Source organism: Kocuria sabuli, assembly GCF_040981185.1.
GTDB lineage: Bacteria > Actinomycetota > Actinomycetes > Actinomycetales > Micrococcaceae > Kocuria > Kocuria sabuli.
In genome coordinates, this window is sequence record NZ_JAVHZE010000027.1 from 22,646 (window position 1) to 38,840 (window position 16,195).

Annotated in this window: 16 protein-coding genes; 11 read left to right on the top strand and 5 right to left on the bottom strand. The window is 75.0% G+C overall.

What is annotated here, in order from left to right; translation table 11 throughout:
* Window positions 1–191: 191 nt before the first annotated feature.
* The 6 genes from RE027_RS17040 to uvrA all read left to right on the top strand — a co-directional run bounded on the left by RE027_RS17040 (window position 192) and on the right by uvrA (window position 7,496).
* Window positions 192–1,874, top strand: a complete 1,683-nt coding sequence (locus RE027_RS17040) for an ABC-F family ATP-binding cassette domain-containing protein (RefSeq protein WP_368809488.1) — start codon at window positions 192–194, stop codon at window positions 1,872–1,874.
* Window positions 1,875–1,957: 83 nt separating this feature from the next.
* Window positions 1,958–2,221: a hypothetical protein gene (locus RE027_RS17045; RefSeq protein WP_368809489.1), complete on the top strand. Its 264-nt coding sequence runs from the start codon at window positions 1,958–1,960 to the stop codon at window positions 2,219–2,221.
* A gap of 422 nt (window positions 2,222–2,643) precedes the next feature.
* Window positions 2,644–3,123: a hypothetical protein gene (locus tag RE027_RS17050; RefSeq protein ID WP_368809490.1), complete on the top strand. Its 480-nt coding sequence runs from the start codon at window positions 2,644–2,646 to the stop codon at window positions 3,121–3,123.
* Window positions 3,124–3,366: 243 nt separating this feature from the next.
* Entirely contained in the window at window positions 3,367–3,807 is a 441-nt protein-coding gene (locus RE027_RS17055; RefSeq protein WP_368809491.1) for a hypothetical protein, read from the top strand.
* Window positions 3,808–4,113: 306 nt separating this feature from the next.
* Window positions 4,114–4,944 carry an FAD:protein FMN transferase gene (locus tag RE027_RS17060; RefSeq protein ID WP_368809492.1) on the top strand — a complete coding sequence of 277 codons (831 nt, stop codon included), beginning with the start codon at window positions 4,114–4,116 and terminating at the stop codon, window positions 4,942–4,944.
* A gap of 89 nt (window positions 4,945–5,033) precedes the next feature.
* Window positions 5,034–7,496 (top strand): excinuclease ABC subunit UvrA, encoded by a 2,463-nt coding sequence (gene uvrA / locus RE027_RS17065; RefSeq protein WP_368809504.1) that lies wholly within the window; start codon window positions 5,034–5,036, stop codon window positions 7,494–7,496.
* Window positions 7,497–7,630: 134 nt separating this feature from the next.
* On the opposite strand, the gene RE027_RS17070 is transcribed toward uvrA, so the two are convergent.
* The 3 genes from RE027_RS17070 to RE027_RS17080 all read right to left on the bottom strand — a co-directional run bounded on the left by RE027_RS17070 (window position 7,631) and on the right by RE027_RS17080 (window position 9,488).
* Complete coding sequence (locus tag RE027_RS17070; protein ID WP_368809493.1) at window positions 7,631–7,831, bottom strand: antitoxin; 201 nt, start codon at window positions 7,829–7,831, stop codon at window positions 7,631–7,633.
* A gap of 136 nt (window positions 7,832–7,967) precedes the next feature.
* Entirely contained in the window at window positions 7,968–8,726 is a 759-nt protein-coding gene (locus RE027_RS17075) for a YoaK family protein (protein WP_368809495.1), read from the bottom strand.
* 51 nt (window positions 8,727–8,777) lie between these two features.
* Entirely contained in the window at window positions 8,778–9,488 is a 711-nt protein-coding gene (locus RE027_RS17080; RefSeq protein ID WP_368809496.1) for a FadR/GntR family transcriptional regulator, read from the bottom strand.
* Between the two features lie 138 nt (window positions 9,489–9,626).
* Here RE027_RS17080 and RE027_RS17085 point away from each other — a divergent pair, with 138 nt between their 5' ends.
* The 5 genes from RE027_RS17085 (at window position 9,627) to RE027_RS17105 (ending at window position 14,961) form a co-directional block, all read left to right on the top strand.
* Window positions 9,627–11,006 (top strand): GntP family permease, encoded by a 1,380-nt coding sequence (locus RE027_RS17085; protein WP_368809497.1) that lies wholly within the window; start codon window positions 9,627–9,629, stop codon window positions 11,004–11,006.
* A gap of 7 nt (window positions 11,007–11,013) precedes the next feature.
* Window positions 11,014–11,781, top strand: a complete 768-nt coding sequence (locus RE027_RS17090) for a glucose 1-dehydrogenase (protein ID WP_368809498.1) — start codon at window positions 11,014–11,016, stop codon at window positions 11,779–11,781.
* Window positions 11,782–11,842: 61 nt separating this feature from the next.
* Window positions 11,843–12,862, top strand: a complete 1,020-nt coding sequence (locus RE027_RS17095; RefSeq protein ID WP_368809499.1) for an L-idonate 5-dehydrogenase — start codon at window positions 11,843–11,845, stop codon at window positions 12,860–12,862.
* A complete protein-coding gene (locus RE027_RS17100) occupies window positions 12,862–14,409 on the top strand; it encodes a gluconokinase (RefSeq protein WP_368809500.1) in 1,548 nt (515 codons plus the stop codon). The genes RE027_RS17095 and RE027_RS17100 overlap by 1 nt, the downstream gene beginning before the upstream one ends.
* 246 nt (window positions 14,410–14,655) lie before the next feature.
* Window positions 14,656–14,961, top strand: a complete 306-nt coding sequence (locus RE027_RS17105; RefSeq protein WP_368809501.1) for an antitoxin — start codon at window positions 14,656–14,658, stop codon at window positions 14,959–14,961.
* A 298-nt stretch (window positions 14,962–15,259) separates the two neighbouring features.
* Here the strand turns inward: RE027_RS17105 and RE027_RS17110 are convergent, their stop codons facing one another.
* Together RE027_RS17110 and RE027_RS17115 are read right to left on the bottom strand one after the other, a co-directional pair.
* A complete protein-coding gene (locus RE027_RS17110; protein ID WP_368809502.1) occupies window positions 15,260–15,961 on the bottom strand; it encodes a class F sortase in 702 nt (233 codons plus the stop codon).
* 21 nt (window positions 15,962–15,982) lie between these two features.
* A partial coding sequence (locus RE027_RS17115) for an LPXTG cell wall anchor domain-containing protein (protein WP_368809503.1) occupies window positions 15,983–16,195 on the bottom strand: 213 nt, incomplete at its 5' end.

Below are 16,195 nucleotides of genomic sequence, written 5' to 3' on the forward strand. Positions count from 1 at the left end.
GCCCACCCGGCACCGTCGTCGCCCGGGCTCTTGCCGCGCGGCGGCCTCCGGCGTAGCTTGGGCCGCATGTTCCTGTCCTGATGCCCCGGCCCGCGTCCGCGGCCGGCACCGTCGATCCGAGCCCGGGGGGCTCCGCGCATCCGGTGCCGCACCGGCCCGGCGGACCCCGTCCCCGCATCGACAGGACTCCGATGACCTCCGCCCCGCCCTGCCCCCTCCACCTGCGCCTGGACGGCGTCGGCTTCGGCTTTCCGGGCCGCCGCGTCCTCACCGACGTCTCGCTCACCGTCCCGGCCGGTGAGCGCATCGGCCTGATCGGCGAGAACGGCGCCGGCAAGACCACCCTGCTGCACCTGGCCGCCGGGCTCCTGACGCCGTCCACCGGCACCGTCCACCGCCCGGAGCGCACCGGGCTGCTCCACCAGCAGCTCGGGCTGCCGGCTCGCGCCACGGTGGGACGGGTCGTCGAGGACGCCGTCGCCGACGTCCGCGCCCTGGAGGACCGGCTGGCCGCGCTCGCCGCCGGCCTCGCCGAGTCCCCCGAGGACCCCGCGGCGGCGGACGCCTACGACACCGTCCTGCAGGACGCCGAGCGGCACGGCCTCTGGGCCCTCGACGCCCGCATCGAGGCGGTCCTCGGCGGGCTGGGGCTCGGCGGGCTGCCGCGGGACCGGGCGGTCGGGGAGATCTCCGGCGGACAGCGGCGACGGCTGGCCCTCGCCGCGCTGCTGCTGTCCCGGCCCGCGGCGCTGCTGCTCGACGAGCCCACCAACCACCTCGACGACGACGCCGTGGACTTCCTGGCCGCCGAGCTGGCCGGCTGGCGGGGCCCGGTGCTCATGGCCAGCCACGACCGCTGGTTCCTGGACGCCGCGGCCACCGGCCTGGTCGACCTCGATCCGGCGCTGGGCCCCGACGAGTCCGCCGGCGGCCCGGCCCGGCAGGGCACCGTGTCCACCGGCGGCTACTCCGCCTACCTCGACCGGCGCGAGGACGCCCGCCGCCGCTGGGCCGAGCGCTTCGCCGCCCAGGCGGAGGAGCGGCGGCGGCTGCAGGAGGTCGCCGACGTCTCCGGCCGGGAGATCTTCCACACCACGGCCCCGAAGTCCGAGGGCCGCATCACCCGGAAGTTCTACAGCGACCGCGCCGCCAAGACCATCGGCGGCCGGGTCCGGTCGGCCCGCCAGCGGCTCGGCGCGCTCGAGCGGACCGCCGTGGGCGCGCCGCCTGCGCCCCTGGGCTTCGCCGGCTTCGGCGGGGTCACCGGTGCTCCGTCCGACGACGGGCTCCCGGCCGACGGCGACGGGGTCCTGGTGCGGCTGACCGGAGCGGGCGTCGAGGGGCGGCTGGCGCCGACCGACCTGGTGCTCCACGCCGGTGACCGGCTGCTGGTCCAGGGCCCGAACGGCACGGGGAAGTCCACGCTGCTCTCCGTGCTGGCGGGGGAGCTGCGTCCCGACACGGGCGCCGTGGAGCGCCGGGGCCGCGTCGTCGCCGGGCGCCTGGCCCAGGACGACGACTGGCCGGACCTCTCCGTGCCTGCCCGGGCGGCCTACCGCGCCCGGCTGCGGGACGCGGACCGGGCCCCGACGCTCCGGGACCTCGGGCTGCTGCGCGACGAGGACGCCGCCCGGCCCCTCGGGGAGCTGTCCCCCGGGCAGCGCCGCCGGGTGGCGCTCGCGGCACTGGTCGCCGAACCCGCGCCGCTGCTGCTCCTGGACGAGCCCACCAACCACCTGTCGCTGGCCCTGGCCGAGGAGCTCGAACGGGCACTGGAGGACTTCCCCGGCACCGTCGTGCTCGCCACCCACGACCGGTGGATCCGGCGGCGCTGGAGCGGCCGCGTCCTCGCGGTGCCGCCCGCGGCGGCGTGACCACCTCGGCCCTGTCGGCCCTTGTCGCCGTTCGGAAGCGGGCTTACTGTTGAGGTCCGTCGACAACTCACGGAGGAGGAGCCATGGCCGCAGCAGCGGACCCGAACTGGTGGCGGAAGGTGCTGGTGATCGCGACCCTGCCCTTCGCGGCCCTGGGCGTCGCCGGGTGCGACAACACGGAGCCGGGCGGCGAGGAGGGCGTCGAGCAGGAGGCGCCGGCCGGTGGTGAGGAGGAAGAGGCGGAGGAGGTCGCCGAGCCGGAGGCCAGCCAGGAGGAGGAGAGCGCCACGGAGGGCGAGCTGCCCTACGAGGACGGGGGCGAGGAGGAGGGGCAGGGCGCGAGCTGACCGCCCCGGTCCGGGTGCCCCGGTCCGGTCGCCCCGTCCGGTCGTCCGCGGAACGCGAACGGCAGGACCGGGCCCGGGCGCCGGTCCGCACCAGCCCCACAAGAGGGGGCAGGCCCCGGCGATGCGTTCCTCCCGCGCTCCGGAGCGCGCGGGAGGACGGCCGCGCCGCAGGTCACGGCGGGTCCGGAGGTCGATCCGGCCCCGGGAGGGCGACGGGAGCACGCAGCCCGGCGCCGTCCCCGCCGCGTCACGGACGATCACATCCTTCCGGCGCGCCGCCCCGCGGTCCAGGATGAGGCCAGCTCCGGCAGAGGCGATCGGGGGACTCCGGTCGGACTCGCCCGCCGGTGCTGCTCGCCACTGCCGCGCCGCTCGTCCCGAGGGTCGTGCTCCGCGGACGGACCGGATGCGAAAGGACCGCCGTGACCACTCCGCTCGTCCCCGAGGTCCCCCGGCTGCCCGGGGCCGCGGCCTCTGCCGCCCCTGCGGGGGGCGGGCACCGACGCTCCGCCGACCGCACGGCCGAGCGGAGCCCCGTGCCCGCACTGCTCCTGCTCCTCGGGCTGGCCCTCGTCCTGGCCGCCCGCGCCGTGCCGGTCGCATCGCTGGCCACCGTGACGGTCCTGCTGCTCGTGGCCGTCGCCGCGCTCGCGCGGGACACCGCGCCCGGTGCCGACACCTCGCCGGCGGCCGGAACCCCGGCGAGGGGCGGGACGACGTGCCGACTCGAGGACGCCTCCGACACCCTGCGCTGCCATCGGTCCGCCGGGCACACCGGGACCCACTACGACGCCCGGGCCGGCCGGGTGTTCAGGGACACGCTCGTCGACCGCATCGGCGACGCCGGGGCCTACTACCTCGACCGGCAGGGCCGTCCGGTCCCCGTCGGCGACGCCTTCTGAGCAGCTCCCGGCGGGTGTCCCGGCCCTCCAGGACACCCCCTCCGCGGGTCCGGACGGAGCCCGGAACCCGCTCCCTGATCGTGTCCGTATCGTGTCCGTCATCTTCGGCGGACTCCTCTGACGTGGGCTTACGTTGGTCGCGTCGCACCTGACACGAAGGCCGGGAGACGTTCGGGGGAACGTCCCGCTGGCCGGCACCAGTTTCGAAGCGCGCCTCGCTTCTCCACCGGATGGGACAGGACCATGAGAAGAATCAGCACAGCAGTCACCACCGCCGTCCTCGCGGCGGGTCTGGGCCTCGCCGCCGCGCCGGCGTACGCGGCCACGGAGCTCTACGACATCAGCGGCGCGACGCGGCTCGCCGAGGGGGCGGCCGTCAAGGGCACCTTCACCGTGTCCTGCACCGAGGGGACCAGCGTCTTCGTCGGCCTCACCATCACCCAGCGGGTGTCCGAGGGGCGGATCGCCAACGGCAACTACTCGAAGCAGTGGCTCTGCGAGGGCGGGGAGGTCACACTGCCCTACGAGGCCGTGGCGTACAACATGGCGTTCGACGAGGGGCCGGCCGTGGTCTCGGGATACCTCCAGGAGTGCCCGGCGGAGCAGCCGTACTGCGGCCCCGGCACGCAGCTGCCGCTGCAGGTCATCGAGATCAGCGACGAGGACCCGAACCAGGGCGCGTAGGACGGACGCGGAGCGGCTCCGCCTCCTGCGCGGGCGGGGAGCGGAGCCGCTCCCCGCACGGTCCGGCCTGCAACTCTGTCCAAAGGTCCAGTGACCGCGGACCCGGCCGAAATCTATAGTCGACCGCATCGACCTCACCTCTTGTGCCCCACGCCCCCCGCTGTGGCCCGACGACCGTGCCGCCCCTGCCGTCCACGAGGAGACCCTCACGGGGCAGCCGGCACGGGTCGACGTCGTGAGCGGGGCCGACCCCGCCGTCAAGGGCCCCCGCTCCGCCTTCCGGGACCTCCTGGACCGGGCCGGGCTGTGAGCGCGCCCGCCGTCGAGCTGCGCCGTCCGAAGGGCCGCCGGCACCGCCACCGGGAGATGATCTGGGGCACCGCGGTGACCGTCGACGCCCGCGCCGGGGAGGAGGACCTGCCGCCGGAGCGGGCCGTCCAGCACGCGCTGGACGTGGCCGTGGCCAACATGCGGTGGGTGGACGCCGTCTTCTCCACCTACCGCCCCGACTCCCTGGTGACCGCGCTCCGGACGGGCCTGCTCGACGAGCGCCGGCTCACCCGGTGGGACCCCGCCCAGGCGGCCCTGCTCGACGTGCTCCAGCGCTGCCGGGAGGGCCGGCGGCTGACCGACGGCTGCTTCGACCCCTGGGCCGTGCGCGGCGGCTTCGACCCCTCCGGCTACGTCAAGGCCTGGGCCGTGGAGCGGCTCGCGGACGACCTGGTCCGGGCGGGGTGCGCCAACGTCTGCGTGGACGCCGGCGGGGACGTGGTCACCCGGGGGTCCGCGGCGCCGGGGGAGCCCTGGACGGTCGGGATCCGCCACCCGGAGGACCCCGGCGCGGTCACCTGGACCGTCCTGCCCGGTGACGGCGCGGTCTCCACCTCCGGAACCTACGAGCGGCCCGCGCACATCGTCGACCCCCGCACGGGCCGGCCCGCGGCGGGGGCCCGCTCGGCGTCCGTCGTCGGCCCGGACGCGCGCCTGGCCGGGGTGCTCGCGACGGGGCTCGTGGTCGCCGGACGGGACGGGGCCCGCTGGTTCACCGGCCTGGACGAGTGGTCCGCCTGGGTGGTCGACCCGGCCCCCGCGCAGAGCGCGTGGTCGATCGGCCGGGAACGGCACCGGAGCGGCTGAGGCCGTCCGCGACCCCTGCGGTCGCTAGGGTGGACCCGGTGAGCACCCGACCCGATCCCGCCCCGGCCACCGCCCCCGTCCCCTCCGGCATGGTCCGGGTCCGGGGAGCCTCCGAGCACAACCTGCGCCACGTCGACGTGGACATCCCCCGCGACGCGATCGTCGCCTTCACCGGCGTCTCCGGCTCCGGGAAGTCCTCCCTGGCCTTCGGCACCGTCTACGCCGAGGCCCAACGGCGCTACCTCGAGTCCGTCGCGCCCTACGCCCGGCGCCTGATCCAGCAGGGGCACAACCCGGCCGTGGAGGAGATCACCGGGCTGCCGCCCGCCGTGGCCCTCCAGCAGCGGCGCGGCACCCCCAGCTCCCGCTCCACGGTGGGCACGCTCACCACGCTGTCCAACTCGGTGCGCATGCTCTTCTCCCGGGCGGGCACCTATCCCGCGGACGCCGAGGGCAGCCTGGACTCGGACGCCTTCTCGCCCAACACCGCCGCCGGCGCGTGCCCCGAGTGCTCCGGTCTGGGCACCGTGCACGACGTCACCGAGTCCTCCCTGGTCCCGGACCCGGCGCTCAGCATCCGGGACGGGGCCATCGCGGCCTGGCCGGGCGCGTGGCAGGGCAAGAACCTGCGCGACATCCTGAGCCACCTGGGCCACGACGTCGACGTCCCGTGGCGGGACCTGCCGCGGGAGGACCGCGACTGGATCCTGTTCACCGAGGAGCAGCCCGTGGTGGAGGTGACCCCGCAGCGCGACCGGGTGGCGAAGCCGTACAAGGGCCGGTTCTGGAGCGCCCGGAGCTACGTCCTGCACACCCTCGCGGACTCAGCGAGCCAGCAGATGCGCGAGCGCGTCCTGCAGTTCGTGGTCACCGGCCCGTGCTCCGCGTGCGGGGGTGCGGGCCTGCGCCCCGAGGCGCTCGCCGTGACCTTCGCGGGCCGGAGCATCGCCGAGCTCAACGGGGCGTCCCTGGGCGAGCTGGCCGAGGTGGTCCGGCCCACGGCCGCCCTGGAGCACGCCGGCACCGCCTCCCGGGCCGTGTCCTCGGGGGAGCGCAGCGAGGCCGCGGTGACCATCGCCAAGGACCTGCTCGCCCGGCTGCAGGCACTCCTCGACCTGGGGCTGGGGTACCTGAGCCTGGACCGGGCCACGCCCACGCTCTCGCCGGGGGAGATGCAGCGGCTGCGGATCGCCACCCAGCTGAGGTCGGGGCTGTTCGGGGTGGTCTACGTGCTCGACGAGCCCTCGGCGGGCCTGCACCCGGCCGACGCCGAGCCGCTGCTGGCCGTGCTGGAGGAGCTGAAGGCCTCCGGCAACTCGGTGTTCGTGGTGGAGCACGACATGGCGGTGGTGCGCCGGGCCGACTGGGTCGTGGACGTGGGCCCGCAGGCCGGGGACCGGGGCGGCTCGGTGCTCTACAGCGGTCCCGTGCCGGGGCTGGCGGAGATCGAGGAGTCCGCCACGCGCCCGTTCCTGTTCCCCGACCGGGAGCCCGCCGCGGAGCCGTCCGCCCTCCGCCGGCCCGAGCAGTGGCTGCGGCTGCGGGGTGTGAGCCGGCACAACCTGGTGGACCTGGACGCCGAGATCCCCCTGGGCGTGCTCACCGCCGTCACCGGGGTCTCGGGCTCCGGCAAGTCCACCCTGGTCAGCCAGGTGCTGGCCGAGATCGTGGGCCGGCACCTGCACGACGGGGCGGCGCCCGCGGACGACGACGAGGACGCCGCGCCCGCCCCCGGGGCGCGGGTGGAGGCGGCCGAGGGCCTGGAGCACCTGGACCGGCTGATCCGCGTGGACCAGCGGCCCATCGGCCGGACCCCGCGCTCCAACCTCGCCACCTACACCGGGCTGTTCGACGCCGTGCGCAAGCTCTACGCCGCCACCGACGAGGCCCGGGCCCGCGGCTACGGGGCCGGGCGGTTCTCCTTCAACGTGGCCGGCGGCCGGTGCGAGACCTGCCAGGGCGAGGGCTTCCTCGCCGTGGAGCTGCTGTTCCTGCCCGGCACCTACGGGCCCTGTCCCGACTGCCACGGCGCGCGCTACAACCCCGAGACGCTGGAGGTCACCCACCGCGGCCGAAGCATCGCCGACGTGCTCGGCATGCGGGTGGAGACGGCCGCGGAGTTCCTCGCGGACGTCCCGGCCGCCGCGCGCAGCCTGCGCGCCCTGCTCGACGTGGGCCTCGGGTACCTGCGGCTGGGCCAGCCGGCCACCGAGCTCTCCGGCGGCGAGGCCCAGCGGATCAAGCTGGCCACGGAGCTGCAGCGGGCCCGTCGCGGGCACACCCTCTACCTCCTGGACGAGCCCACCACCGGGCTGCACCCCCAGGACGTCCGGCTGCTGCTGCGCCAGCTGGAGCGGCTCGTGGACGCCGGCAACACCGTGGTGGTGGTGGAGCACACCATGGACGTGGTGGCCCGGGCCGACCGGGTGATCGACATGGGCCCGTCCGGGGGCGAGGCCGGGGGGCGGATCGTCTGCTCCGGCACGCCCGCGGAGGTCGCCGGGTGCCCGGACAGCCGCACGGCGCCCTACCTGGCCGCCGCCCTGGCCTGACCCGGCGCACCCCGGGCCGAGGTCGTGGGCGACCGGGCACGGGCAGGTCACCGGCCACCGCGCGGGGGAGAGCCCCGCCACGACTCAGCCCCCGCGCGCCTCGGGGCGGGCGGGGGCTGCGCGGCAGCTGCGGATCAGTTCTGCTGCTGGTCCTTCTGGTCCTGCTCACCGCTGCCGAGGAAGTCCCCGGCCTTGTCCTGGCCCTTGTCGACCTGGCTCTCGTACTTGTTGCCGGTGCGCTCGTCGACGGCGTCGCCGCCGCGGTCGATGCCCTGCTGCACCTTGTCCGGGTGCTGGTCCGCCAGGTTCTTCGCCTTGTCCGCGAATTCTCCCATGTCCACCATGGTCGTTCCCTTCGTCGGTCGGTTCCGGTGGGCGCCGCCCACCGGAGGGACTCCTCCATCCTGGGTCACGGACGGGGCCCCCGGCCACCCCCGGGCGGACCGGGCCGCCGATCCGCGGGCCGGCTCCTCACAGGAACACGCGGGTCCGCCGGCGGCGTGCGAGGTCCCGGGCCACCGGGCGGTAGGCGAGCACCAGCAGCAGCAGGGCCACGGGCACCAGGAACGAGAAGCCCACGGCCAGGTAGCCGAGCGTCCCGGCCACCCCGCCGAGGAAGAACAGACCCACGAGGCCGCTCAGCACCCGCAGCCTCCGCAGGTCGGCCCGCACCGGGTCGGGCCCGGGCGTGCGGTTGGGGTAGAGCATCTTGCCGAGCTCGATCGCGATGTCCGTGACCATCCCGGTGACGTGCGTGGTGCGCACGGGGACGTCGGAGACCTTGGTGATGAGTGCGTTCTGCATCCCCATGGTGAAGCACAGGACGGCGACGCGCACGAGGTCGCGGTGCTCGCCCTGGACGGCCTCCGCCGTCAGGCCGAAGGCCAGGATCAGGACGCCCTCGAACGCGAGGACGTTGGCGAACCGGCAGCCGAGGCCGCGCCGCCGCCCCCAGTTGAAGAGCAGCGCGCACCAGATCCCGCCGAGCACGAAGGCGCTCAGGCCCACCGCGCCGAGGGACAGCAGGGCGACGTCGCGGTCCACCAGGTGGTCGGCCATGGTCGCCGTCAGGCCCGTCATGTGGGAGGTGTAGACGGCGACCGCCACGAAGCCGGCCGAGTTGAGCATGCCCGCGACCAGGATCAGCAGGCAGGCCAGGTGGTGGTCGTAGCGGGGAGTCCGGCGGGGCCCCGAGACCAGGGACAGGTAGCCGGCGACAGGTGTGGCCATGCTGTCAGCCTAGGAAACGGGCCGGAACGGCTCAGGAGACTTTCGACCAGATCAGGACGTGTCTCCTGTCACGTCCGTGACCTCCTCCAGCACCTCCGTCACCACGGCGCGCGCCCGCGCCTCGGCGGTGGCGGCGTCCCCGGCGGCGACGGCGGCGGCCGTGGCCTCGTGGTCCTCGAGCGCTCCGGGCGCCGGTTCGCGCGGCATGAGCCCGAGCGCGGTGCGGCCGGTGAGCACCTCGGCGATCGTGCTGCCCAGGGCGGCGAGCATGGGGTTGCCGCTCGCCGCCAGCAGCTGCTCGTGGTAGGCGATGTCGGTCGCCAGGTACTCCGGGTCCGTGCCGCGGCGGGCCTCGCCCAGCTCCTTGAGCCGGGCGGCCAGCTCCACGAGGCGGTGCCGGGCGGCCTCGTCCGCCCGCGCGGCGGCCAGCCGGGCCGCCGCGGGCTCGATCGCCGCGCGCAGCTCCGTGAGGCTCAGCAGCTGGGCGTTCCGCCCGGGTCCGTCGAGCCGCCACCGGATGAGCCGGGGGTCGAACTGGTTCCAGTCCTCGTGCGGCCGGACGGTGACGCCCACGCGCCGCCTCGACTCCAGCATCCCCATGGACTCGAGCACGCGCACCACCTCCCGCACGAGGGTGCGGGAGACGCCGAACTCCTCCTCGAGGCCGCCGAGCGTCAGGACCGTGCCGGGCGCCCGGTCGCCCGAGGCGATGCTCTCCCCGAGCCGGTCCAGCACCCCGCTGTGCTGCTTCGCGCTGCGCATCCCGGCCCCGTCCTCGTGTGGCGTGCGTTACGACACCCTGTTGCCAAAAGTATGATCTTTCTGCCAGCCTAGCGCGTGTCGTAGATCACGACGAGCACCCACGGCCTGCCCGCAGGCACGAGATCACGGAGACCCTCAGTGGAAGACTGGACACAAACTCTCGGCACCACACCGTTGCTGTTGATCGCGGCGGCCGCCATCGCGCTGATCCTGGTCCTGGTGATCAAGTTCAAGCTGCACGCGTTCCTGACCCTCGTCCTCGTGGCGCTGCTGACGGCGTTCGCCACGGGCATCCCACCGGGGCTGATCCTCGAGACGGCGGTGGGCGCGTTCGGCAGCACCCTCGGCTCGGTGGCCCTGCTCATCGGCCTGGGCGCCATGCTGGGCAAGCTCGTGGAGCACAGCGGCGGCGCGCGCGCGCTCGCCGACAAGCTCGTGGAGGTCTTCGGCGAGAAGCGGGCGCCCTTCGGGCTCGGCATCGCCTCCCTGATCATGGGTTTCCCGATCTTCTTCGACGCCGGCCTGGTGGTCATGCTGCCGATCATCTTCGCGGTCGCCCGCCGGGTGACCGGCAACAACGTGCTCCTCTACGGCATCCCCGCCGCCGGCGCGTTCTCGGTCATGCACGTGTTCGTGCCGCCGCACCCCGGCCCCGTGGCCGCGACCGAGCTCTACGGCGCCGACCTCGGCGTGGTCCTGCTCATCGGCCTGCTGCTGGCCTTCCCGCTCTGGTACCTCTCGGCGTACCTGTGGGGCAAGCGCGTGGGGAGCAAGTACGTCCTGCCCGTGCCCGCGCTCTTCGGCGACGTCGACGAGGACCAGCCCGTCAACCCGCCCCGGGTCTCCACGATCATCGCCCTGCTGCTCCTGCCCCTCGTGCTCATCTTCATGAACACCGGCCTGGACTTCCTGCGCGCGGCCGGCACGGTCTCCGAGGAGGCCCCCTGGTTCCCGGTCCTCACCGCGGTCGGGGCGTCCCCGGTCGCCCTGCTGATCTCCGTCCTCGTGGCCCTGTTCGTCCTCGGCACCCGCCGCGGCGAGCACGGCACGGCCCTGGAGAAGGTCATCGACTCCTCCCTGGGCCCGGTCGCCTCGGTCATCCTCATCACCGGTGCCGGCGGCATGTTCGGCGGCATCCTGCGCGCCTCCGGCATCGGCGACGCCCTGGAGTCCTCGCTGGACGGCATCGGCCTGCCCGTGATCTTCGCGGCCTACCTCATCGCCGTGGTGCTGCGCCTCGCCCAGGGCTCGGCCACCGTCGCCCTCGTCACCGCCGCCGGCCTGATGGCCCCGGCCGTGGCCGCCGGCGACTTCAACTCGGTGCAGGTCGCCGCCGTCGTCCTGGCCACCGCCGCGGGCTCGGTGTTCGCCGGCCACGTCAACGACTCCGGGTTCTGGCTCGTGGGCCGGCTCATGGGCATGGACGTGAAGACCACGCTGAAGACGTGGACGGTCCAGCAGGCCCTCGAGTCCGTCGTCGGCTTCGCCATCGTCCTCGTCATCTTCTACATCGCCTGAGGTGGACATGCAGAACGTCTTCGACATCACCGACCGTCTCGCCCTCGTCACCGGGTCCTCCCGAGGGCTGGGCCGGACCCTGGCGACGGGCCTCGCCGAGGCCGGCGCCCGGGTCGTCCTGCACGGGCGCGACGGCGAGGCCCTCGCCCGGGTGCGCGACGAGATCGCCCGCAGCACGGGCACGGCGCCGGCCACGGCCGCCTTCGACCTCACCGACGCCGACGCCGTGCGGACGGGGGTCGAGGCGGTCGTGGCCGAGCACGGCGTCCCGGACATCCTGGTGAACAACGCCGGGATCCAGCGCCGCGCCCCGTTCGCCGAGTTCGCGGCCCAGGACTGGGAGGACATCGTCGCGGCGAACCTCTCGAGCGCCTTCCACGTCTCCCGGGCCGTGGTCCCGGGGATGCAGGAGCGGGGCTCCGGCAAGATCGTCAACATCGCCTCGGTCCAGTCCGTGCTGGCCCGGCAGACCATCGCCCCGTACTCGGCCACCAAGGGCGGGGTGGTCATGCTCACCAAGGGGATGGCCGCCGACCTCGCCCGGTACAACATCCAGGTCAACGCGATCTCCCCCGGCTACTTCGCCACGGAGATGAACCAGGCCCTGATCGAGGACGAGGAGTTCAACTCCTGGGTGGTCAACCGCACCCCCGCCCGGCGCTGGGGGCGGGTCGAGGAGCTCGTGGGCACCCTGATCTACCTGTGCTCCGACGCCTCCAGCTTCGTCTCGGGGCACAACGTCCTGGTCGACGGCGGAATGACCTCCGTCGTCTGACCCGGCCCGCGCCACCGCCCGCCCCGGAAGCACCGCTCCGGAAGCACCAGGAAGAGGACCCATGAGAGCCATCGTGATCCACGGCAAGCAGGACCTGCGCGTCGAGGAGGTGCCCACCCCGGAACCCGCCGAGGGGCAGCTCCGGCTCAGGATCGCCTACGGCGGGGTCTGCGGGTCCGACCTGCACTACTGGGCCGAGGGCGCCAACGGCGAGTACGTGGTGCGGGAGCCGCTCGTGCCGGGCCACGAGGTCTCCGGGACGGTGGACCTCGACCCCTCCGGGGAGCTCGCGCCGGGCACCCCGGTGACGGTGCACCCGGCCACGTTCGGCATCCCGCAGCCGGGGATCGAGGACCGGCGCCACCTGTGGCCCGGCGGGGCCTACCTCGGCAGCGCCGCGACCCGCCCGCACACCCAGGGCGGGATGAGCGAGTACCTGCTGGTGCGCCGGGACATGGTCCGGGTGCTGCCGGAGGGCGTCCCGCTGCGCCGCGGGGCCCTGGCCGAGCCGCTGGCCGTGGCGCTGCACGGGCTCACCGTGGCAGGGGACGTCGCCGGCCGGCGCGTGCTCGTCTCCGGGTCCGGGCCCATCGGCCTGCTGGCCGCCGCCGCGGCGCTGGCGCGCGGCGCGGCCGAGGTCGTGGCCACCGACGTCCTCGAGGGACCGCTCGAACGGGCCCGGGGGCTCGGCGTGCACGGCACGGTCCGGATCGGGGCGGAGCAGCTCCCGGTGGAGGCCTTCGACGTGGTGCTGGAGTGCTCCGGGGTGCCCGCGGCCGTGAGCCCGGCGCTGGCGGCCGCGCGCCGGGGCGCCGTCGTGGTCCAGGTGGGGATGGTGCCGAACGAGGCGCGGCCCGTGAACCTGGCCCCGCTCGTGTCCAAGGAGCTCCAGCTGCGCGGGTCGTTCCGCTTCGACGACGAGATCGACGAGGCGATCGAGCTCCTCGCCGCCCACCCGCAGATCGAGGAGGTCGTCACCCACGAGATCCCGGCCGACCGGGCCCTCGAGGCCTTCGCCGCGGCCCGGGACTCCTCGGCCTCCGGCAAGGTGCTGGTGTCCTTCCGGGACGAGGACCGCTGATGTCCGGGCAGGGCGCGGGCGACCCCGTCGGTCCCGTGGTGCTCGGCGTCGACATCGGCACCACGAGCACCAAGACGGTCGCCTTCGCGGTGGGCGGCGAGCAGCTCGCCTCCGCCTCGGAGGGCTACCCCCTCGAGGAGCCCCACCCCGGCCACGCCGTGCAGGATCCCCGGCTGATCCTCCGCGCCGTCCTGGACACGGTGCGCACCGTGGTCGAGCAGGTCGGCGCGGAGCGGGTGGCGGGGCTGTCCTTCAGCTCCGCCATGCACGGCCTGCTCGGCCTCTCGCCGGAGGGAGAGCCGCTCACCCCGCTCGTCACCTGGGCCGACACCCGGGCCGGCGTGCAGGCGGAGCGGCTGCGCGCGAGCGTGGGCGGCCTCGCGCTGCACCGGCGCACCGGCACCCCCGTGCACCCCATGTCACCGTTGACCAAGCTCATGTGGTTCCACGAGCAGGAGCCGAAGCTGTGCGAGCGGATCGCCTTCTGGGCCGGCGTCAAGGAGTTCGTGCTGCTGCGGCTGTGCAACGCGCTCGTCGTGGACCACTCGGTCGCCTCGGCCACGGGGCTGATGAACATCCACGAGCTCGCCTGGGACGACGAGGCCCTGACCCACGCCGGGATCCTGCCCGAGCAGCTGCCCGAGCTCGTGCCCACCACCGCCGTCCTGCCCGGACTGACGGACGACAGCGCCCGGGCCACCGGCCTGCCCGCGAGCACGCCCGTCGTCGTCGGGGCCAGCGACGGGCCGCTCGCCAACCTCGGACTGGGCGCGGTCCGGCCCGGAGTGGCGGCCTGCTCGATCGGCACGAGCGGCGCGCTGCGCGTCGTCGTGGACCGCCCCGTGGTGGACCCGCTGGGCCGGGTGTTCTGCTACGCCCTCACCCCGGGGCGCTGGGTGGTCGGGGGCGCCATCAACAACGGCGGCGTGGTCCTGGGCTGGGCGGGCGACGCCCTCGCCCCGGACCTCGGGGACGAGCCGGAGGAGGAGCTGTGCGCGCTGGCCGGCAGCGTCCCCGCGGGCTCCGGCGGGCTGCTCATGCTGCCCTACCTGCTGAGCGAGCGCGCCCCCCACTGGAGCGCCCTGCCCAAGGGCGCCTACGTGGGGCTGACCCGCGCCCACGGCCGCGGGCACCTCGTGCGGGCGGCCCTGGAGGGCGTGTGCCAGCAGCTCGGACTGGTCCTGCAGTCCATGCGCTCGGCGGGCCTGTCGGTGGAGCAGATCCGTGCCACGGGCGGGTTCGCCCGCAGCCCCGTGTGGCGGCAGATGCTCGCCGACGTCCTGGGCACGGACATCTCCTTCGCGTCCGGGCACGAGGGGTCCGGGTTCGGCGCGGCCCTGCTCGGGATGCAGTCGCTGGGCCTCATCGAGTCGATCGACGTGGCCTCGGACCTCGTGGGGGTGGAGTCCACCCTGCGGCCGGAGCCCGCCGACGCCGCGGTCTACGCCTCCCTGCAGCCGGTCTTCGAGCAGCTGTACGAGGCGCTCGTGCCCACGTTCACGTCCCTGCGGCGGCTGGCCCCCGCCCTGCCGCTGGAGCGGACCTGACGCCGGCCCCGGCATGCCTTCTGTTCCGCGCCGGAGCCCGTGCATGCCCGCAGAGGCATGCACGGGGCATGGACGGGGCAGTCAGGTGCGGGCGGGGACCGGTCCGCGGCGGACGCGTGCCCCGGCCGGGCACGCCGGACGGGGCGGCCCACAGGCCCTGGCCAGGCCGGGAACAGCTCTGCATGATGGACTCGTGACAGCACCGCCGCGGACTCGCGGCGGTGACCGCTCTCGGAAGGAGACGTCATGGTGAACCTCAGGGGGCTCACGACGAAGGCCAAGCAGCTCGCCCAGCGCAATCCCGACAAGGTGAACAAGGTGCTGGACCAGGCGGGCAGCTTCGTGGACAAGCGCACCGGCCGCAAGTACGAGCGGCACGTGGACACGGTCCAGCAGAAGGCCCGGGAGTACCTCGGCGGCAACCGCGCCCCCGGCGGGCCCGCGCAGGGCGAGCGGTCCCCGGGCGCGCGCCCGGACGGGACCGAGCGCCGGGACGAGGGCCGGGACGAGGGACCGGACGGAGCCCGCCCGGACCGCGACCCCCGCGTCTGAGGACGAACGACGGCCCCGGCCCGCCGGGAGAGGCGGGCCGGGGCCGTCGGACCGCCCGCGCAGGGGACGCGGACGGTTCCGCGAGAACGCGGGGAATGTTCTCACCGTCCACGCTACACAACCGTTATCCGTTGTACCAGGGCGTGATGCTCCGCTCGGTGCCCGCGATCTCCCGGCCGCGCCGCTCGGCCCAGGGCTGCGTTCGCGGGCGCTGCCGGGGCGACGGCCCGGCAGTGCTGGGCCACCGAGGTGCTCGTACAGCCGGTGCTTCCCTCCGCCCGGCTCCGGGCAGGACGTCTCAGGTGACCAGGGACGCGTAGACGACGTAGTTGTCGTCGAACTCGCCGGTGGCCGGGTCGTAGCCGTCGCAGGTGATCAGCCGCAGCTCGGCGCCCTCCGTGTTGCCGTAGACCTCCAGGGTGGGGAAGTCGTCCTTGCCGTACTGCTCCGCGCGGTCGACGGCGAAGACGGCCGTGCTCCCGTCCTCCCGGGCGATCTCGACCGTGTCCCCGGGGGTGAGCTGCCGCAGGTCGGCGAAGACCCCCGGGCCGCCGCCCGTGGCGTTCACGTGGCCCAGCAGCACGGCCGGACCGCGCTCGCCCGGCGTGGGGGAGGCGGTGTACCAGCTCGCCGGTGATCCGGGTCCTTCGGGCGGGACCTCCAGGGACCCGTCCTCCCGCAGACCCAGGTGCAGCAGCTCGGACCGGATCCCGATCGCCGGGACGGTCAGGGAGACCGGGTCCGACGCGTCGAGGACCGCGGGGCGGCTCTCCGGAGAGGCGGTCGGGGAGGATGCCGCGGCCGTGGGCGACGGTGAGGCTGTGGGCGAGGCGGAGGGCGAGGGTGTCGCCGGCGCCGTGCTCGAGGCCGCCGGAGGCGTGCTGCCGGACGCCGCCGGCGCGCCGTCGCCGGATCCGGCGGCGCAGCCGGTGGCGAGCAGGACGGCGGTCGCCGCGCAGGTCAGCAGGCCTGCGCGGCGACCGGTGGTCGATCCCGTCATGACAGGAACCGTCCCGTGGGATCAGATCCGGGCAGCACGCCGGCGCAGGGCCCAGGCGCCGCCGGCGACGGCCGCCAGGATCCCGCCGCCGAGGGCAGCGGCCTGGGTGGTGGAGCCGGTCTCCTGGGTCACGCCGGTGTCGGCGCCGCCCTCGGGCATGGCGCCCATCTGGGCGGCGGTCAGGGTGCCGCAGGCGGCCGGCAGGGTCGCGGCCGCGGGCAGCGCCGGGTCCAG